This is a genomic window from Billgrantia ethanolica (assembly GCF_021404305.1).
GTDB lineage: Bacteria > Pseudomonadota > Gammaproteobacteria > Pseudomonadales > Halomonadaceae > Halomonas > Halomonas ethanolica.
Genome location: NZ_JABFTX010000003.1, coordinates 36,530 through 54,592 on the forward strand (window position 1 = coordinate 36,530; position 18,063 = coordinate 54,592).

16 protein-coding genes are annotated in these 18,063 nt (G+C 66.2%); 12 read left to right on the forward strand and 4 right to left on the reverse strand.

From position 1 onward, the window contains the following. Positions 1 to 55 precede the first annotated feature (55 nt). The 4 genes from HOP53_RS13175 (at position 56) to HOP53_RS13190 (ending at position 5,569) form a co-directional block, all read left to right on the forward strand. The gene (locus tag HOP53_RS13175) at positions 56 to 1,372 is read left to right on the forward strand and encodes a homoserine dehydrogenase (protein ID WP_086508980.1); all 1,317 of its coding nucleotides are present in this window, start codon (positions 56 to 58) and stop codon (positions 1,370 to 1,372) included. A gap of 4 nt (positions 1,373 to 1,376) precedes the next feature. Next, positions 1,377 to 2,765 (forward strand): threonine synthase, encoded by a 1,389-nt coding sequence (gene thrC / locus HOP53_RS13180; RefSeq protein ID WP_234270473.1) that lies wholly within the window; start codon positions 1,377 to 1,379, stop codon positions 2,763 to 2,765. A gap of 277 nt (positions 2,766 to 3,042) precedes the next feature. Continuing rightward, positions 3,043 to 4,848 (forward strand): single-stranded-DNA-specific exonuclease RecJ, encoded by a 1,806-nt coding sequence (locus tag HOP53_RS13185; protein ID WP_234270474.1) that lies wholly within the window; start codon positions 3,043 to 3,045, stop codon positions 4,846 to 4,848. Positions 4,849 to 4,951: 103 nt separating this feature from the next. Continuing rightward, positions 4,952 to 5,569, forward strand: a complete 618-nt coding sequence (locus HOP53_RS13190; RefSeq protein WP_086508988.1) for a YitT family protein — start codon at positions 4,952 to 4,954, stop codon at positions 5,567 to 5,569. 187 nt (positions 5,570 to 5,756) lie between these two features. Here HOP53_RS13190 and HOP53_RS13195 read toward each other — a convergent pair whose 3' ends face one another. From HOP53_RS13195 to HOP53_RS13205, 3 genes are all read right to left on the reverse strand, one after another. Continuing rightward, positions 5,757 to 6,176 carry a VOC family protein gene (locus HOP53_RS13195; protein WP_200825339.1) on the reverse strand — a complete coding sequence of 140 codons (420 nt, stop codon included), beginning with the start codon at positions 6,174 to 6,176 and terminating at the stop codon, positions 5,757 to 5,759. Between the two features lie 129 nt (positions 6,177 to 6,305). Continuing rightward, positions 6,306 to 8,879 (reverse strand): heavy metal translocating P-type ATPase, encoded by a 2,574-nt coding sequence (locus HOP53_RS13200; protein WP_234270475.1) that lies wholly within the window; start codon positions 8,877 to 8,879, stop codon positions 6,306 to 6,308. Beyond that, positions 8,876 to 9,322: a MerR family transcriptional regulator gene (locus HOP53_RS13205; RefSeq protein ID WP_234270476.1), complete on the reverse strand. Its 447-nt coding sequence runs from the start codon at positions 9,320 to 9,322 to the stop codon at positions 8,876 to 8,878. Before HOP53_RS13205 ends, HOP53_RS13200 begins: the two co-directional genes overlap by 4 nt. 282 nt (positions 9,323 to 9,604) lie before the next feature. Here HOP53_RS13205 and HOP53_RS13210 point away from each other — a divergent pair, with 282 nt between their 5' ends. From HOP53_RS13210 to HOP53_RS13245, 8 genes are all read left to right on the forward strand, one after another. Then, complete coding sequence (locus tag HOP53_RS13210; RefSeq protein WP_234270477.1) at positions 9,605 to 10,942, forward strand: OmpP1/FadL family transporter; 1,338 nt, start codon at positions 9,605 to 9,607, stop codon at positions 10,940 to 10,942. Positions 10,943 to 11,179: 237 nt separating this feature from the next. After that, positions 11,180 to 12,278, forward strand: a protein-coding gene (gene prfB, locus HOP53_RS13215) for a peptide chain release factor 2 (protein ID WP_338073303.1) whose coding sequence is annotated in 2 segments (ribosomal slippage) — positions 11,180 to 11,254 and positions 11,256 to 12,278 — 1,098 coding nt in all. Because the reading frame shifts where the segments join, the coding sequence is not laid out codon by codon here. A gap of 125 nt (positions 12,279 to 12,403) precedes the next feature. Then, a complete protein-coding gene (lysS, locus tag HOP53_RS13220) occupies positions 12,404 to 13,954 on the forward strand; it encodes a lysine--tRNA ligase (RefSeq protein WP_086508996.1) in 1,551 nt (516 codons plus the stop codon). Positions 13,955 to 14,045: 91 nt separating this feature from the next. Further along, positions 14,046 to 14,432 carry a hypothetical protein gene (locus tag HOP53_RS13225; RefSeq protein ID WP_010630199.1) on the forward strand — a complete coding sequence of 129 codons (387 nt, stop codon included), beginning with the start codon at positions 14,046 to 14,048 and terminating at the stop codon, positions 14,430 to 14,432. Positions 14,433 to 14,663: 231 nt separating this feature from the next. Next, positions 14,664 to 16,073 carry an MFS transporter gene (locus HOP53_RS13230; protein ID WP_234270478.1) on the forward strand — a complete coding sequence of 470 codons (1,410 nt, stop codon included), beginning with the start codon at positions 14,664 to 14,666 and terminating at the stop codon, positions 16,071 to 16,073. Between the two features lie 28 nt (positions 16,074 to 16,101). Then, positions 16,102 to 16,410 carry a BolA family protein gene (locus HOP53_RS13235; protein WP_234270479.1) on the forward strand — a complete coding sequence of 103 codons (309 nt, stop codon included), beginning with the start codon at positions 16,102 to 16,104 and terminating at the stop codon, positions 16,408 to 16,410. Next, positions 16,407 to 17,291, forward strand: coding sequence for a hypothetical protein (locus HOP53_RS13240; protein ID WP_234270480.1), 885 nt, complete (start codon positions 16,407 to 16,409; stop codon positions 17,289 to 17,291). The genes HOP53_RS13235 and HOP53_RS13240 overlap by 4 nt, the downstream gene beginning before the upstream one ends. Continuing rightward, positions 17,284 to 17,745: a GNAT family N-acetyltransferase gene (locus HOP53_RS13245; protein WP_234270481.1), complete on the forward strand. Its 462-nt coding sequence runs from the start codon at positions 17,284 to 17,286 to the stop codon at positions 17,743 to 17,745. The genes HOP53_RS13240 and HOP53_RS13245 overlap by 8 nt, the downstream gene beginning before the upstream one ends. Positions 17,746 to 17,758: 13 nt before the next feature. On the opposite strand, the gene HOP53_RS13250 is transcribed toward HOP53_RS13245, so the two are convergent. Next, the gene (locus HOP53_RS13250) at positions 17,759 to 17,950 is read right to left on the reverse strand and encodes a cell division protein ZapB (RefSeq protein ID WP_103970057.1); all 192 of its coding nucleotides are present in this window, start codon (positions 17,948 to 17,950) and stop codon (positions 17,759 to 17,761) included. Positions 17,951 to 18,063 lie beyond the last annotated feature (113 nt).

An 18,063-nucleotide genomic window follows, 5' to 3' on the forward strand; every position in this document is an offset into this window, starting at 1 on the left:
AGAGCTGCCGAGTGCATGAACGCTGGACATTGACACCATCATGGGGAGCAGGACATTGAAACCGGTGAGAGTGGGAATCTGTGGTTTGGGTACCGTCGGTGGCGGCACCTTCAACGTGCTGACGCGCAACGCCGACGAGATTGCGCGGCGTGCCGGCCGCCCGATCGTGATCGAGCAGGTGGCGCTGCGCAGCACCAACCCTGAGTGCGACCTCACCGGGATCAAGACCACCAACGACGTCTTCGAGGTGGCCCGCAACCCGGACATCGACGTGCTGGTCGAGGTGTTGGGGGGCTACGACGTGCCCCGCGAGCTGGTGCTCACCGCCATCGCCAACGGCAAGCACGTGGTCACCGCCAACAAGGCGCTGATCGCCGTACACGGCAACGAGATCTTCCAGGCCGCCCACGAGCAGGGCGTGATCGTCGCCTTCGAGGCTGCGGTGGCCGGTGGCATCCCGGTGATCAAGTCGCTGCGCGAAGGCCTCGGTGCCAACCGCATCGAGTGGGTGGCGGGCATCATCAACGGCACCGGCAACTACATCCTGACGCACATGCGCAGCGAAGGGCGCGCCTTCGAGGACGTGCTCGCCGAGGCCCAGGCGCTGGGTTACGCCGAGGCCGACCCCACCTTCGACGTCGAAGGCATCGACGCTGCCCACAAGCTGACCATCCTCGCATCGATCGCCTATGGCGTGCCGCTGCAGTTCGAGAAGGCCTACACCGAGGGAATCTCGCGGGTGACGTTCGATGACGTGGAACAGGCCGACAACCTGGGCTACGTGATCAAGCACCTGGGCATCTCCAAGCGCACCGAGCATGGGCTCGAGCTGCGCGTGCATCCGACCCTGATCCCCAAGGAGCGCCTGCTGGCCAATGTGCACGGGGTCAAGAACGCCATTGCGATCATGGGCGATGCCGTGGGACCGACCCTCTACTACGGTGCCGGCGCCGGCTCCGAACCCACGGCCTCGGCGGTGGTGGCCGACCTGCTCGACGTGGCCCGCGACATTGCCACCGATCATCACTATCGCGTGCCCTACCTGGCCTTCAGCGGCATCGGCGACGACGACGGCGGCATGCCGATCCTGCCCATGGAGGACATCGTCACCGCCTACTATCTGCGCCTGCTGGCGGTGGACCGCCCCGGCGTGCTGGCGCGGGTGGCGACCATTCTCTCCGAGCAGGGCATCTCCATCGAGGCGCTGGTGCAGAAGGAAGCCACCGAAGGCGAACTGGTGCCGATCATCCTGCTGACCCACAGGTGCCGCGAGAAGCACATGAACGAGGCGATCCGCCAGATCGAGTCGATGGCCGACATCGCCGGGCCGGTCACGCGGATCCGCGTCGAGTCGCTGGACGAGCAGGAGTAAGGGCATGCGCTACATCAGTACCCGTGGGCAGGCGCCTGCGCTCTCTTTCGAAGAGGTCGTGCTGACCGGCATGGCCAGCGACGGCGGCCTCTACGTGCCGGAAACCATTCCGCAGCTCTCCCGTGAGGAGCTCGCCGGCATGGCCGGGCTCTCCTATGCCGAGGTCGCCTTCCGCGTGATGCGGCCGTTCGTCAACGGCGAGATCGACGACGAGACCTTCCGCGGCATCGTGCGCGACGCCTACGCCACCTTCAGTCACGACGCCGTGGTGCCGCTCAACCAGCTCGACGCCAACCACTTCCTGCTGGAGCTGTTCCACGGTCCGACGCTGGCCTTCAAGGACGTTGCCCTGCAGCTGCTGGGCCGTATCCTCGATCACTTCCTGGCCAAGCGCGGCGAGCGCGCGGTGATCATGGGCGCTACCTCCGGCGACACCGGTTCGGCGGCCATCGAAGGCTGTCGCCACTGCGACAACCTCGACATCTTCATCCTGCACCCGCACAACCGGGTCTCCGAGGTGCAGCGTCGTCAGATGACCTCGGTGCTGGCCGACAACGTCTTCAACATCGCCATCGAAGGCAACTTCGACGACGCCCAGGCGATGGTCAAGGCCAGCTTCGCCGACCAGGGCTTCCTCGGCGGCACTCGCCTGGTGGCGGTGAACTCGATCAACTGGGCGCGCATCATGGCCCAGATCGTCTACTACGTGGCCGCCGGCGTGGCGCTGGGTGCGCCGCACCGGCAGGTCAGTTTCTGTGTGCCCTCGGCCAACTTCGGCAACGTCTTCGCCGGCTACATGGCCTACCGCATGGGGCTGCCGGTCAAGCAGTTCATCATCGCCACCAACGCCAACGACATTCTGCACCGCACCATCGCCGACAACGACTTCTCCAAGCAGGAGCTCAAGGCGACCCTGGCGCCCTCCATGGACATCGTGGTGTCGTCCAACTTCGAGCGCCTGCTGTTCGAGGCCTACGAGCGTGACGGCGCTGCCGTGGCTGCGCTGCTCGGGCGCTTCCAGTCCGAGCCGACGGCGCTGGCCGAGGCGCCGCTGGAGCGGCTGCGGGCGCTGTTCGCCAGCCATAGCGTCGACGATGCCACCATCCTCGAGGTGATCCGCGAGGCGCACCACCGTACCAAGGAGGTGCTCGACCCGCACACGGCTACCGGTTATCGCGCCGCCGAGCGCGCCCGGGCCGATGCCGCCACACCGATGATCACCCTGGCCACGGCCCACCCGGCCAAGTTCGCCGAGGCGGTGGTCAAGGCGGGCTTCCCCGGTGTGCCGCTACCGCCGCACATGGACGACCTGCTGGAGCGCGAGGAGCGTTACACCGTGCTGCCGGCGGAGCTGGCTAAGGTGCAGGCGTTCGTGGCCGAGAATCGGCGGTAAACACCTTCGTTGACCGTCGCTGGCCGGCTCGGAGCCGTGCCGGCGACAGGTCTTCGAGGAGGCGCTGTGAACCCATCCCTGGGCGCTATATTTGCCATCCATGGCAAATAACCTCCTCTACGACCTGTCCCCGGCGCCCCTCGCATCGAGGCTAGCCCGAGCGGTGGTCAGTGTCGGCGAAGATAGGCCCTGCGCCCCTCGTCTCGAGGCAGCCTGAGAGGCCGCGCCGAGATGCCATGAGCCGGCCGCAAAACCCGTCATGCAACAGGAGCCACGCTTGGACGCGAACGCGCCGCCCGATCTGCACGCCCGACTCAAACCGCGGCTGCTGCTGCGCCCACGCAACGAGGCACTCTACGCCCGCGCGCTCGCCGAAGGCCTGACCGAGCTGCAGGCCCGGGTGCTGGCCGGTCGCCTGACCGACTACGAGGGCGAACTGGCACCGCTGACCCGGCCCAGCCTGCGCTATCTCGAACATCCGGAACACCTGGCCGACGGTCGCCGCGCCGCAGAGCGTATCGCCACCGCCGTGGCCGAGGGCGAGCACATCGGCATCCTCACCGACTACGACGTCGACGGCATCACCTCCCACGTGGTCATCCGGCGCACCCTGGTGGAGCTCTTCGGTGTGCCGGAGTCGCGTCTGCACAGCCTGATCGGCCATCGTATCCACGACGGCTACGGCATCAGCCTGCCGCTGGTGGAGCGCACGCTCAGGCTCTCGCCGCGGCCTACGCTGGTGATCACCGCCGACTGCGGCAGCTCCGACGAGCCGCGCATCGCCCGGCTCAAGGCGGAAGGTATCGACGTGGTGGTGAGCGACCACCACGCCCTGCCGGTGGAAGGGCCGCCGCCCTCGGCTCATGCCGTTGTCAACCCGACCCGTGACGACTGCCAGTACCCCGACCGTACCATTGCCGGCTGCATGGTGGCCTGGCTGGTCATGTCGCTGACGCGCAGCGTGCTGGTGGAGTGGGGCGTGATTCCCGAGGCCACGCCCAAGCTCTCCGCCTGGCTCTCCTACGTGGCGCTGGGCACTGTGGCCGACTGCGTGTCGCTGGGGGCGAGCCCGGCCAATCGCGCCGTGGTCAGTCATGGTCTGACGTTGATCAACCGCATGGAGGCTGCCTGCTGGCGTGCCATGGCGACCCGCCTGGGCGAAGACAGCGTGCCGTTCTCCGCCGAGACTCTGGCCTTCCAGATGGGGCCGCGAATCAATGCCCGCTCACGTCTCGACGACCCCTACGCGGCGCTGCACTTCATGCTGGCAGGAGACGATGCCACGGCGATACGCCACCTGCAGACGCTGGACGATGACAATCAGTCGCGCAAGGCGATCGAGGCAGAAATGGTCGAAGAGGCCCGCGGCCTGGCCCTGCCTCAGCTCGAGGCTGACCGACCAGCCCTGATCGTCTATCTGGACAGTGGGCACCCGGGGGTGCAGGGCATCGTCGCTTCGCGTCTGGTGCAGGCCTTCGGCCGGCCTGCGCTGGTGCTCACGCCAGCGGCGGCGCCCGGCATGCTCACCGGCTCGGGGCGCTCCATCGAGGCGTTGCACCTGCGCAATGCGCTGCAGCGCGCCTATGAGCTTGCCCCTGAGGCACTGCCGCGCTTCGGCGGGCATCGCGGCGCGGCTGGGGTCGGCGTGCCGGTGGAGCAGCTGGAAACGTTCCGCTCGGCCCTGCTGCAAGCCGTGCGCGAGCAGTTGGGAGAGGCCGAGCTGTTCCCCCACGTGCTGACCGACGGAGCGCTCAACCCCGAGCAGCTGCAACTGGCCACCCTGCTCGAGCTGGAGGCGCTGGGTCCCTACGGGCGCGAGTTCGACGCGCCGCTGTTCGAAGGGGAGTTCCTGATCGAGTCGATACGTGCCGTGGGCGCCGAGGGCAATCACCTGTCGATGCACCTCTCGTCGGGCGCGACGAGCCTCAAGGCGATCTGGTTTCGCGCCCTCACGCCGGGAGAACTACCCGCCTTCGGTCTGGGCGACCGGCTGCGCTGCGCCTACCGGCTCAATCGCAACCGCTGGCGGGGCCAGGAGTCGCTGCAGCTGATGATCGAGTATGCCGAGCCGTTGCACGGCTGAAGCGAACTTCGTGGCCAGCTGAGTGAGGTCAATGATTCTGCGGGCGCTTGCCGCTAGAATCCGGGCCGTTCGGGGCTAGGCCCGCCATCCCAAGGAATCGTGAATGGATCCACAAGATCTTCCCACCGATCCCCATCGCCCCTACGAGGACGTGATGGCGATGCTGGTGGGGACGCTGTTCGTCGCCCTCGGCGTCAGCTTCTATACCCAGGCGCTGCTGCTCACCGGCAGTACCGCCGGCATGGCCTTCCTGCTGCAGTACGCTACCGGCTGGCGCTTCGGGGTGTGGTTCTTCCTCATCAATCTGCCGTTCTACTACCTGGCGGTGAAGCGCATGGGCTGGTCGTTCACCCTGCGCACCTTCGTCGCCATCGCCTTGGTGTCGCTGTTCTCCGAGCTGACCGGCAAGTGGGTCGTTTTCGACAGTCTCAATCCGCTCTACGCCTCGCTGATGGGCGGCAGCCTGATCGGCATCGGCATGCTGGTGCTGTTTCGCCACCGCACCAGCCTCGGTGGCATCAACATCCTGGCGCTCTATCTGCAGGCTCGCTACGGCCTGCGCGCCGGCTACGTGCAGCTCGGCATTGATGGGGTGATCATGCTCGCTGCCTTCCTGGTGCTACCGGCCGACAGGGTCGGGCTCTCGGTGCTGGGCGCGGTGGCGCTGAACCTGATCATTGCCCTTAATCACAAGCCCGGCCGCTATATGGGCGTGAGCTGAAAAGTGGCTGTGCTCGACCATACGGCGTTAAAAATCGGCTTAAAGTGTTCATTTACAAACACGTAAACTCCGCCTTTGCGCCGATTTTACCTTGCGACCCACATGGATGTGGGAAGTGCGTTTGCCCGTCGGGAACGGGCCTAGCCCTGGCCTTCGCTCGCCGACTTTTCGGATGACATGGCTCTTCTCAGTAGTTGGGCCAGACGCCTGGCGTGGCCAACTCGATGAGGTGCCCGTCGGGGTCGCGGAAGTAGAGGCTCTCACCGCCACGGGGCCAGTGGGTGCGCCCTTCGATGACCACGCCGTGGTCGTCGAGCTGGCGCTCCCAGGCGGCCAGCTCGTCGGCGGCGATGGCGAAGGCGAGATGCACCCGCCCTCTGCCGTCATGGGGCGGGATGGTGCCCATCTCGTTGGGCAGTACCACGGTTTGCAGCGTCTCGCCCTGCAGGAACAGCAGCAGCACCGAACCGGCACCGGCATCGTAGGCGGTGAATCGATGGTCGGCGTTGAACGGCTCGAGGCCCATCACGCCTTCGAAGAAGACCCGCGCCCGGTCCATGTCGTCGACGTAGAGTGCGGTCTCGAGTACGCCGTTGAGCTTGGGCATGGCCATCACTCCCTCTGGCATATGCTTTCAGCTTAGCAGGTGCTCTCGACGGTTCGGCTCAGCGGCGCCACCAGAACCACCAGACGATGGCGACGATCAGCGCCAGGCCGGCGAGATTGACGATCCAGCTCATGGCAGGGCCTCCTGCGTTTCCGCCGCTGCCGCCTGGCGCCCGGTGGCAACATCGCCACGGGTCTTGAGCAGGCGCAGGCGGTTGGCGTTGCTCACCACCGTGATCGAGGAGAGCGACATGGCCGCCCCGGCGATCATCGGTGACAGCAGCATACCGGTGAAGGGGTAGAGCACCCCGGCGGCAATGGGGATGCACAGCACGTTGTAGCCGAACGCACCCACCAGGTTCTGCTTGATGTTGCGCAGGGTCATGCGACTGATCTCGATGGCGTCGGCGATGCCGTGCAGCGAGCTTCGCATCAGCGTGATGCCGGCGCTCTCGATGGCCACGTCGGTGCCCTGGCCGATGGCGAAGCCGACGTTGGCCCGGGCCAGCGCCGGGGCGTCGTTGATGCCGTCGCCGACCATGCCGACGATCTCGCCGGCCTGCTGCAGACGCTCGATCTCGGCGTGCTTGTCCTCGGGCAACAGCCCGGCGCGGAAGTCGTCGATGCCCACCTCGCGGGCGATGGCCGCCGCGGTGTGCTGGTTGTCGCCGGTGAGCATCACCACCCTGAGGCCGTCCGCCTGCAGCCGCTTGACCGCCGCCACGGTATCGGCCCGCAGCGGGTCGCTGATGCCGAACAGTGCGGCAAGCCTGCCCGCCACGGCGAGATAGACCACAGTGCGTGCCATGCGCTCCAGTTCGCCGGCAAGCTCATTGCCGGCGGAGAGGTCGATACCGGCCTCGCGTAGCAGCCGGGCATTGCCCAGCAGTAGCGCTTCGCCGCCAGGCCCGGTGGCCTTGACGCCGCCCCCGGTGACGCTGTCGAAGCCGCTGATGTCGGCGGCCACGGCGCCGGCCTGTTCGGTGTGCTTCAACAGGGCGGCTGCCAGAGGATGCTCCGAGCCGCGCTCCAGCGCCGCCACCAGTCCCAGCAGGGTCGACTCGTCGTTTTCGAGGAAGTGCACGTCGGTGACTCGCGGCTTGCCCTCGGTCAGGGTGCCGGTCTTGTCCACCACCAGGGTGGTGAGGCGGCTGGCCGTCTGCAGCGCCTGGCCGCTTCTCACCAGCACACCATGCTCGGCGGCCTTGCCCACGCCGATCATGGTCGAGATGGGCGTGGCCAGCCCCAGGGCGCAGGGGCAGGCGATGATCAACACCGTGGTGGCGGTGACCAGCATGTGGATCAGCCGCGGCTCGGCACCGAAGTTGAACCAGGCCAGTGCGGTGATTACGGCGATGATCATCACCGCGGGCACGAAAATGCTCGATACCTTGTCGGCCAGCTCGCCGATAGGCGGACGCGAGTTCTGGGCCAGCGCCACCTGCTCGGTGATCTGGCCCAGGCGCGTGTCGCTCCCCACGCGGGTGGCGAGATAGACCAGGCCGCCGCGACCGTTCACCGTGCCGGCGTTGACCTCGTCGCCTTCGCCCTTGGCCACCGGTAGTGGCTCGCCGGTGAGCATCGACTCGTCGATATGACTGCTACCACTGCTCACCACGCCATCCACCGGCAAGCGTTCGCCGGGGCGCACGCGGATATGGTCGCCTTCGCGTACCGCTTCGATGGGCAGCTCGCGCTCGTCGCCATTGCGGATCACCCGCGCCGTGCGGCTCTGCAGGTCGAGCAGGCGCTTGAGCGCCTCGCTGGTGCGCCCGCGGGCGCGCAGCTCCAGGGCGTTGCCCAGCAGCACCAGGCCGATGATCATCGCCGAGGCTTCGAAGTAGATGCCGTGAGCCACCGCCGGCAGCCAAGGGGCGAAGGCCACCACCGCCATGGAGTAGAGCCAGGCGGTGCCGGTACCCATGGCGATCAGGGTGTCCATGTTGGCCTGATGGTGCTTGAAGTTCTTCCAGGCGTTGACGAAGAAGTGACGGCCCGGGCCTACCAGCACTGCCAGCGTCAGCAGGCCGACCGCCAGCCAGTAGAGCCGTCCCATGCCGACCGGGTGAGGATGGTAGACGAACATGCTGGCCATCAGCGGCACCGCCAGTGCCAGCGACCAGAAACTTCCGCGCAGGCGGCGCCGATAGGTCTCGGCATCCTTGGCGGTGCGGGCTTCCTCGGCCTGGCGCAGGTCGACGATGGGTTCGGCGTCGTAGCCCGCGGTCTGTACGGCCTTCACCAGTGCCTCGGCATCGACTCGGCCATGCACCTGGGCCACACGGGTGCCGAAGTTCACCGACGCAGTGGCTACGCCCGGGGTGCGCTCCAGCGCCTGCTGCACGCTCTTCACGCAACTTGCGCAGGTCATGCCCGAGATCGCCAGACGATGAGTCGTGCCGCCTTCGCGGCGGGGAACGTTGGCGGTATCGGCCGGCGGCGTGGCAGGCTCGGCTACCGACTGCTCGAGGGCTGCACCGCTATCACCGCTGGCCGGCCCGGCCTGAGGCGGGTAGCCGGCCTGGGCCAGCGCGGCGTCGAGTCGTTCGGCATCCAGGGTGGAGTTCACCACCAGACGCTTCTCTGCGGGAAAGCCGGTGACCTCGGCCTCGGGGTCGAGGGTCTGGATCGCCTCACGCATGCGCTTCACGCAGCCCTGGCAGTTCATGCCCGGTACGCTGCGCTCGAGTTCGAAGGTATTCATTTCCTTTCCTCACCGGCTTGGCAGCAATGAGAGTGGATCGTTTGGGGAAAGCTCTCTATCAGGCGGCACAGGCTGTGGCCGTCGGGGGTGCCGTCGGGCATCTCGGCCCAGGTATCGAGTGCCTGTTCCATGCGCGCTGCCAGCGCTTCCAGCTCGCGGATGCGGGCACGGATCTGCGGCAGCCGGCTAGCCAGCAGATCGCGCACCATGGGGCAGGGCGAGTCGCCCTGATCGGCATGGGCCAGGATGTCGCCGATCTCGGCCACGCTGAAGCCCAATGTGCGGGCACGCTGGATGAAGCGCAGCCGTTCGAGATCAGCCTGGTCGAACAGCTGGTAGCCATTGTCGGGGTCGCGCTGCGGATGCAGCAGGCCTTCCCGTGTGTAGTGACGCACCGTCTCGGCGGTGACCTCGGCCCGCCGGGCCAGTTCGCTGACTTTCATGATGGATCTCCTGGGAGTAGGGATCATGTCAGCAGTGTAAAACCTTTGGGTCACACAAAGGTCAAGCGCCTGAAGAGAGGCGATTTGCTGCAGCGCACAAAGGAAAAGTTCAATGGCTTACGCTAAAACTCAACTAAAGTATGATGCTTTATGGCATTAAAACGAACGTTTGGCCTTGAACCGAACGGATGTTTGGCGAAAACTGGCTTCGTAGGGCACCGCTCCGCTGAGGACGGAACAATAACCAGCGCCAGCTCGTATCTGGAAAGAGGACGTCGAGACATGCAGAACAAGTTCAACAGGATTACATGGGCCGTGGCCATCGCTGCCGCCGCCTTCGCCAGCCAGGCCAACGCCGGCGGTTACCAGATCAACGAGCAGAGCGTCAGCGGCCAGGGCTATGGCCATGCCGGACGGAGCTCCAACGTCAACGACGCCACCATCGTCTTCGGCAACCCGGCGGGCATGTCGTTCCTCGACCGTGCCCAGCTCACCGCCGGCGGTACCTACTTGAACGTCAACAGCCGGATTCGCAACGCCGAGGCGACTCGGGCCAATGCGCTCACCGGTGGCCTGCCCCAGCCCGTGGACGGATCCTCTGAAGGTGATATGGTGCCGGGCACCCTGATTCCCTTCGCCTTCTACGCTCATCCGGTGAATGAGCAACTGGCTTTCGGCTTCGGCGTCTATGCCCCGTTCGGCTCCAAGACCGATTACGAGGACGGCTTCGTCGGACGCAACCTGGGCAACTACACCGAACTGCGTGTGATCAGCGCACAGCCCACCGTCTCCTACCGCTTCAACGACCAGTGGTCGGTGGGTGCTGGAATTACCTATAACCGTGTAGATGGGGAGCTTCGCCGCCAAGTTCCTCAGCCCGGCATGGGCATGGCGGATCCGGAGCAGGACTTGGATTCACGGGTGGAAGGGGACGACGATGCCTGGGGGTATAACCTCGGTGTTATCTTCCAGCCAGTGCCCGAAACCACTCTTGGCCTGACTTATCGCTCGAAGGTCGATTACACCCTGACGGGTAATTACCGGGCAACCAATCCTGACGGCTCTGTTGCTATCAACCCGGTCACAGGCGCGCCGTTGGAAGACAATGCACGCTTGAACCTGGTTACGCCGGAAACTATCAACTTCTCCGTGACTCAGCAGATGAGCGACCGCCTGAAGCTGATGGCAGGTGCTTCCTGGGTTCGGTGGAGCCGTTTCGATGAAATCCACGTCACGAATGATGCGGGCGACACGATCACACGGGAAAATCAGGATTACTCGAATGCCTGGGCTTATGGTGTGGGTGGTGAATACCAGCTCAATCCGCAACTGGCGCTGCGTGCCGGCGTGACGCTGGACTTCACCCCCACCAGCGACGAGTTCCGCAGCGCGCGGATCCCTTCGGACGATCGCCGCATCTTCTCCATCGGCGCCGGCTGGACGCCCATGGATAATCTGACGCTGGATTTCGCCTACTCCTATTTGACCGAGCGCAGTACTCACGTGGATCAAACGCGCACGGATCATGAAGGTTCCTTGGCGGAAACTCAGTTGACCTACACCGCCGATTACAAGAACGAGGCCCACGGCTTCGGCGCTCAGCTGACCTACCGCTTCTGAGTCAGACAAGCGCTTGATGTGAGTCAGGCATTCGTTCAAGGTCCGGCAGCTTAGCTGCCGGGCCTTGTTCGTAGGGGCGAAGGTTCTGAGGGCTGGCCTGGCATTGGCCCGTAGCCGGCAAGGATGCGCCCCTGCGCCGAGTTCGCTACAATAAGCGCCTTTTCCGCGCCGTCCGCCCAGGGTTCGTATCCTTCGGGCGGCGTCGTTATTCCCTAGCGAATCAGGCGAGCGAGCCCCATGCTGGAAACCAACCCCATTCACAACCTCATCAAGGACCTGGCCGAACGGACAGACGTCCTGAGGGGGTATCTTTGACTATGCCGAACGCAAGGATCGGCTAGAGGAAGTCTCCCGCGAGCTGGAAGACCCGAACGTCTGGAACGACCCCGAGTACGCCCAGAAGCTGGGCAAGGAGCGCGCCGCGCTGGAGCTGGTGGTCGAGACCATCGACGAGCTCGACCGGGGCCTGGCGGACAGCCGCGACCTGCTCGAGCTGGCCGAGATGGAGGAGGACGAGGACACCGTCGCCGAAGTCCGCAAGGAGCTCGACGGCCTGCAGGCGAGCCTCGAGAAGCTCGAGTTCCGGCGCATGTTCTCCGGCGAGATGGATGCCAACAACGCCTACCTCGACATCCAGGCCGGCTCCGGCGGCACCGAGGCCCAGGACTGGGCCAACATGCTTCTGCGCATGTACCTGCGCTGGGCCGAGCATCACGGCTTCAAGGCCGAGATCACCGAGCTTTCCGCCGGTGAGGTGGCGGGCATCAAGTCGGCCACGATTCACGTGCAGGGCGACCACGCCTTCGGCTGGCTGCGTACCGAGACCGGCGTCCACCGCCTGGTGCGCAAGAGCCCGTTCGACTCCGGCGGCCGTCGCCACACCTCGTTCGCCTCGGTGTTCCTGTCGCCGGAGATCGACGACAGCTTCGAGGTCGAGATCAACCCGGCGGACCTGCGCGTCGACACCTACCGCTCCAGCGGCGCCGGCGGTCAGCACGTCAACACCACCGATTCCGCGGTGCGTATCACCCACGAGCCCACCGGCATCGTGGTGGCCTGTCAGAGCCAGCGCAGCCAGCACGCCAACCGCGACTTCGCCATGAAGCAGCTCAAGGCGAGGCTGTGGGAGCACGAGATGGAGAAGCGCAACGCCGCCAAGCAGGAAGCGGAAGACTCCAAGGCCGATATCGGCTGGGGCAGCCAGATCCGCTCCTACGTGCTCGACGACCAGCGCATCAAGGACCTGCGAACCGGCGTGCAGACCAGCAACTGCGACCGGGTGCTGGACGGCGATCTGGACGCCTTCATCGAAGCCAGCTTGAAGCAAGGCTTGTAACCGGCACTTGCGCTTGCCGATACGGCAGAGCCCCTCGATTCGAGGCGTGTAAAGGGCGCGCCTCTCCCGTCGAGGGGCGTCTTGTCTCGGTATCTTTCGAACGGATGAATCCAACAGGTAGCAACATGGCCAACCAGAGCTCCTCCCCGGAAAGCCCCCAGACCGACGAGAACCGTCTGATTGCCGAGCGTCGGGCCAAGCTGGCGGCACGCCGCGAGCGCGCCGCCGCCACCGGCGGCAGCGCCTTCCCCAACGACTTCCGCCGCGACAGCCTGGCGGCCGAGCTGATCGCCGAGCTGGGCGAGAAGGACAAGGCCGAGCTGGAGGCGCTCAGCCGCCCGGCGGCGGTGGCCGGGCGCATCATGCGCAAGCGCGGTCCGTTCCTGGTGATCCAGGATCCCAGCGCCACGATTCAGCTCTACGTCGACAAGCAGGGCCTGCCGGAAGCGACGCTCGAGGACATCAAGGGCTGGGACATCGGCGACATCGTCGCGGCCCGCGGCCCGGTGCACAAGTCGGGCAAGGGCGACCTCTACGTCATGATGGAAGAGGCCAGGCTGCTGACCAAGAGCCTGCGCCCGCTGCCGGACAAGTTCCACGGCCTGACCGACATGGAGGCGCGCTACCGCCAGCGCTACGTCGACCTGATCATGAACCCCGACTCGCGCAAGGTGTTCGAGACCCGCGCCGGGGTGATCAGCGCCATGCGCCGCTTCTTCGAGGAGCGCGGCTTCATGGAGGTGGAAACCCCCATGCTGCAGCCGATTCCCGGCGGTGCCACCGCGCGGCCCTTCATCACCCACCACAATGCGCTGGACATCGACATGTACCTGCGTATCGCTCCGGAGCTCTACCTCAAGCGCCTGGTGGTGGGCGGTTTCGAGAAGGTCTTCGAGATCAATCGGAACTTCCGTAACGAAGGGCTGTCGACTCGCCACAACCCCGAGTTCACCATGGTCGAGTTCTATCAGGCCCATGCCAACCATCATGACCTGATGGATCTCACCGAGGAGATGCTGCGCACCATCGCGCTCAAGGTGCTGGGCACCACTACCGTGGTCAACACCGTGCGCAACGCCGAGGGCGAGGTGCTCGAGAGCTACGAGTACGACTTCGGCAAGCCGCTCAAGCGCATCAGCGTGTTCGACTCGATTCTCGAGTTCAACCCGGACATCCACGCCGAGGCGCTGGCCGACGAGGCCGCCGCGCGGCAGATCGCCGAGCGGCTGGACATCGACGTCAAGGACGGCTGGGGCCTGGGCAAGATCCAGATCGAGATCTTCGAGAAGACCGTCGAGCATCGCCTCAAGGACCCGACCTTCATCACCGATTACCCCACCGAGGTGAGCCCGCTGGCACGGCGCAACGACAGCAACCCGTTCGTCACCGAGCGCTTCGAGTTCTTCGTCGGCGGGCGCGAGATCGCCAACGGCTTCTCGGAGCTCAACGACGCCGAGGACCAGGCCGAGCGCTTCCGCGCCCAGGCGGCGGAGAAGGAGGCCGGCGACCTCGAGGCGATGTACTACGACGCCGACTACGTGCGCGCACTGGAGTACGGCATGCCGCCCACTGCCGGTGAGGGCATCGGCATCGACCGCCTGGTGATGCTGTTCACCGACAGCGCCTCGATTCGGGATGTGTTGCTGTTCCCGGCCATGCGCCCTGAGGTGGAGTGAAGGGGCTGCGCAGCGCTGCTGGGCGGAAGTATTGGTAAGCGGCGGCGCTAGCGCCCATAATGATCACCGTTTCGACGTCGAGGAGACCGCGATGAAACTGCTCAACCGCTCCGCCCTGAGCGTCAGGCCGACCCGGCACTTCGTGGACTGGATCAATGCGCTGGAACCCACCATGGGGGAGGACGACCTCACCCTGGAGGACGTCGAACGTGAAAGCACGGTCTATCTGATTCCCGAGATGGACACCCCGGAGGCCCTGGAGGCCTTTGTGCGCGAGCGCTACCTCGAGATCCTCGAGACCGAGCTGCGCGCCTGGGAAGAGGACGAGCGGCAGTGGCCCGAGGCCCTGGACTGGGCGTTGTTCCAGCGCTTCCTGCAGGTCGAGCACAGCTATCTCGCCATCGACCTGGACGATGAGACCGCGCTGGAAATCTCCGAGGTCGACGATTCACTCCTGCTGGAAACCGACCAGGACTGAGGAAAGCCCCGATTTTCTGCTGCGCTCGATATCCCGCTCTCCGGCGGTGTCGAGGCGTCGAACCGTCGCAATCCTCATTTAGCAGGCTGTAAACTCCGGTTGCTGCGCTCCGGCGGAAAGCGGGCTCTCATCGCTCGCGACGCAAATCGGCGTCTTTCCATTTTTAAGGCAGATGCGAAAACCGGCTGCGGCCGGTTTTCTCGTTAGCAACTCCGCAGTGATGGAAACCGAATGAGCCGACTCTTTTCGACCCGGCCCGGCGACGATGGCCTGCCGGGTCCCGAGCGACGCCTGGCGGTGCTGGCGCTGATCCTCGGCACGCTGATGGCGGTGGTCGATGTCACCATGGTCAACATAGCGCTGCCGTCGATAGCGCGCGATCTGCAGATTTCCGATGCCCGCGCGGTGTGGGTCACCAACCTCTACCAGATCGTCTGCGCCGCCTTCCTGCTGGTATGCGCCTCCTTCAGCGAGATGATCAGCCGCCGTCGCCTATACGTGGCCGGGCTGTTCCTGTTCGTGTTTGCCTCGCTGGGCGCGGCGCTGTCGCGCAGCCTGGAGTGGCTGCTGCTGTTTCGTGCCCTGCAGGGGCTGGGGGCGGCTGCCACGCTCTCCATCGGACCGTCGCTCTACCGTTCGATCTTTCCCACCCGGCTGCTGGGCAGTGCGCTGGGGCTCTCGGCGCTGGTGGTGGCGGGTGGCTATGCCGCCGGCCCGGCGCTCGGCGGGCTGATCCTGTCCGTGGCCAACTGGCCCTGGCTGTTCGCTCTGCATCTGCCCTTGGGGCTCATCTCGCTGTGGCTGGCCTGGCGCGCGCTGCCTCGCGAGAAGGGACGCCGCGGCGGCTTCGACGGGCGTGGCGCCCTGGGCTCGGTGATCATGCTGGGGAGCTTCTTTCTGGCCATGGACACCCTGGCTCACGGTGCGCCGCTGTGGCAGGCGCTGGCCTGGTTGGCCGTGAGCGTGGTGGTGGGCTGGCTGTTCCTGCGCCGCCAGCGTCGCGCCAGCCATCCGCTGCTGCCCCCGCAGTTGTTCCGCGTGGCGCGCTTCCGTCTGGCGGTTTCCGCCTCGGGTCTGGCCTTCGTCGGCCAGGGGCTGGCCTTCGTCGCGCTGTCGTTCCTCTATCAGCAGGAGATGGGCTTCTCGCCGCTGCACACCGCCTGGCTGTTCACCCCCTGGCCGCTGGCCATCATGCTGGTGGGCCCGTTGGCCGGCCGCCTTGCCGACCGCGTCAATCCCAGCCTCATGGCCAGCACCGGGCTAGTGCTGCTGATGTTGGGGCTGGCCTCGCTGGCGCTGCTACCCGAGGATGCGGGGCTCATCGACAGCCTGTGGCGCACGGCGCTGTGCGGCATCGGCTTCGGCCTGTTCCAGCCGCCCAACAACCGCGAGATGATGACCAGCGCGCCGCGGGAGCTCAGCACCAGTGCCTCGGGGGTGCTCAGCACCACGCGCACCGTGGGACAGTCCCTCGGCGTGGCCCTGGTCGGCGCCTTCATGGCCGCCAGCGCGCCGGTTCAGGTCACGCTCTGGGTCGGCTGTCTGGCCTGTCTGCTGGCACTCGGCGCCAGCCTGGCGCGGATGTCGCTCGCCGGTCAGGCGCTGTCGCAGGTGAAGTCGCCGGACAAGCGAGTACAATGACCCCATGTTTCATCATCGAGGAGCCACCATGAGCATTCAGGCCGTCATCGAAGAGAAGCTGCAGGCCCTCGAGCCCACCCACGTAGCGGTGGAGAACGAGAGCCATCGACATGCCGTTCCGGCCAACTCTGAGACCCACTTCAAGGTCACGGTGGTATCCGAGCACTTTCAGGGCTTGATGCCGGTGAAGCGCCATCAGCGCCTCTATGCGCTGTTGGCCGATGAGCTGGCTGGGCCGGTACACGCCCTGGCACTGCACCTCTACACGCCCCAGGAGTGGGCGTCCCGCTGTGGGGCGCGGCCCGACTCCCCCAACTGCCGCGGCGCCAGCAAGTGACCACCGAACCGCAGCGTCTCCAGTATCTGGAGGCGATGGGGCTGACCGCCTGGGTAGCGCGCTACCAGTTGCCCAATGCCCGGCCGACCGAAGCCTGCGAGTGGACGCTGCCCGAGCGGGCGGCGCCCGCACCGCCCGCTGAGCGGCTGCATGCGCTGCTGGACGAAGCCGAGGCCGCACCCCGCCAGGTTCCACCCGCATCGACGGCGGGCGAGAGTGCACGCCCCAGGCCGCCCCGTCGCGCCCGGCAGCTGCTGGGCATCGAGCCCGAAGGCGAGGCGGCTGAGACGGATTCTGCCCCGGTCAGTGCGAAAACGGTGAACGCCGATGCGCCCAGCCCGGAGCCGAGTCCTGAGACAAGCCCTGAGACGACGCCTGGGATATCGCGGCAGACACAGAAGCCCCTGCGCTTCACCCTGCAACTGGCCTGCCTGGCCGGGCGCTGGCTGGTGTTCGTGCCGCAGCCGTCGGCGCCGGACGTCGCCCAGAGCGAGCTGCTGAGCAATGCACTGAAGGCCGCCGGGATCGACGCTCCTACGCCGCTGGCCTTCGAGACCTTTCGCTGGCCGCCCATGGAGAATCTGCCGGTCGAGGCCCCCCTGGAAGAGGCGCGGGAAGGACTTGCCGCCTTCGTCGAGGGCACGCAGAGGCGCGGATGGTCGCCCGAGCGGGTACTGATCTTCGGCCATGACGAGACCCTCGCGCGGTTGCTGGAGATGAGTGAAGGTGAAGGCCGGATCGAGCCGCTGGGCCTGCCCGGCTGGCAGGGGCCCGGCCTGGATGAGCTGGTGCAGAGCGCCGCGGCCAAGCGTTCGCTGTGGCCCACGCTGCTGGCGTGGCGGCAGGCCTGGTTGGTGAAGGACGCTGAAGCCGATGACTGAAGGCGAGGTGCGGTGCCTCTCGCTTGGCGATCTGGAGCGGCTGGTGGCGCTGGAACGACAGCAGCCTCGTCACTGGTCGGCTGGCCAGCTGCAGGCCGCGCTTCAGGATCGCGACTGCTGCGTGTTGGGTATCGCGGTCGAGGAGGCGCTCGTCGGCCACGCCGTGGTGGCCCGGCTGCCTTTCGAGGCCGAGCTGCAGGCCATGCTGGTCGCACCCACCATGCGCCGCCGCGGCCTGGCGGCGGTGCTGCTGGAGGCGGTGGTGGAGCAGTGTCGGCGCTGGGGCGGCGAGAGGTTGCTGCTCGAAGTGCGGGCGGGCAATGTGGCGGCCATCGCGCTCTATCGGCGTGCCGGCTTCAGCGAAGATGGCCGGCGGCGCGGCTATTACCCGCCCTTGAACGAAGCAGCCGACGCGGCGCGAGAAGATGCCATCCTGATGTCGCGTCGACTGTAGGGGGAAGAAAGGCTCAGCCGCGCTCGGTTTCCACTTCGTCGAACTTGCCCAGCAGGGCGGTCAGCCGGCGCTCCCACTCTTCGCGCTCCTGCTTCAGCCGGCTGTTTTCCTCGCGCAGCTCCTCTGCTTCCATTTTCAGCAATTCCAGGGCCTCGACGGCACTGGCCACTTTCTGTTCGAGCCGGTTGAAGAGTTCGGTGCTCATCGTGTTCTCCTGAAATAGGTCCTGGCGGGGCGGGCCCTTGCCCGCACTGAATCCGTTGCGCAGCGTAACGCCGAGGGCCGAGGCTCGGCAAGCGTAGCCGAACGGCGACGCAG

Excerpts from the sequence above, each read along its gene's own strand:
- HOP53_RS13230 (WP_234270478.1), top strand. The coding sequence starts at position 14,664 with ATGAGCCGACTCTTTTCGACCCGGCCCGGCGACGATGGCCTGCCGGGT.
- lysS (WP_086508996.1), top strand. The coding sequence starts at position 12,404 with ATGGCCAACCAGAGCTCCTCCCCGGAAAGCCCCCAGACCGACGAGAAC.
- HOP53_RS13190 (WP_086508988.1), top strand. The coding sequence starts at position 4,952 with ATGGATCCACAAGATCTTCCCACCGATCCCCATCGCCCCTACGAGGAC.
- HOP53_RS13195 (WP_200825339.1), bottom strand. The coding sequence starts at position 6,176 with ATGCCCAAGCTCAACGGCGTACTCGAGACCGCACTCTACGTCGACGAC.
- HOP53_RS13225 (WP_010630199.1), top strand. The coding sequence starts at position 14,046 with ATGAAACTGCTCAACCGCTCCGCCCTGAGCGTCAGGCCGACCCGGCAC.
- thrC (WP_234270473.1), top strand. The coding sequence starts at position 1,377 with ATGCGCTACATCAGTACCCGTGGGCAGGCGCCTGCGCTCTCTTTCGAA.
- HOP53_RS13245 (WP_234270481.1), top strand. The coding sequence starts at position 17,284 with ATGACTGAAGGCGAGGTGCGGTGCCTCTCGCTTGGCGATCTGGAGCGG.
- HOP53_RS13205 (WP_234270476.1), bottom strand. The coding sequence starts at position 9,322 with ATGAAAGTCAGCGAACTGGCCCGGCGGGCCGAGGTCACCGCCGAGACG.
- HOP53_RS13200 (WP_234270475.1), bottom strand. The coding sequence starts at position 8,879 with ATGAATACCTTCGAACTCGAGCGCAGCGTACCGGGCATGAACTGCCAG.
- HOP53_RS13210 (WP_234270477.1), top strand. The coding sequence starts at position 9,605 with ATGCAGAACAAGTTCAACAGGATTACATGGGCCGTGGCCATCGCTGCC.
- HOP53_RS13250 (WP_103970057.1), bottom strand. The coding sequence starts at position 17,950 with ATGAGCACCGAACTCTTCAACCGGCTCGAACAGAAAGTGGCCAGTGCC.
- HOP53_RS13235 (WP_234270479.1), top strand. The coding sequence starts at position 16,102 with ATGAGCATTCAGGCCGTCATCGAAGAGAAGCTGCAGGCCCTCGAGCCC.